At 62.4% G+C, this 234-nt stretch carries 1 pseudogene; it reads left to right on the forward strand.

The annotated features are described in order from the left end of the window. A pseudogene (locus tag ACWGTO_RS34060) lies at positions 1-234 on the forward strand (hypothetical protein); the annotation flags it as partial.

Raw genomic sequence — 234 nt, forward strand, 5'->3', positions numbered from 1 at the left:
AAGCGCTCCCAGCGGATCGAAGCCTATCGGGATACGATCCTGGCGGCGATCGAAGGTCAGGACGACATCACGCTGGTCGAGTTGGCTGAATTTCTCAGGGCGGAGCATGCGGTCGTGTTCGCGCCGAGCACGATCTGGCGCTTTCTCGACCGTCACTCGATGACCTTCAAAAAAAACAGCGCACGCCAGCGAGCAGGATCGGCCCGACGTGCTCGCGCGGCGACGCGCCTGGTT

Source organism: Mesorhizobium sp. PL10, assembly GCF_053714315.1.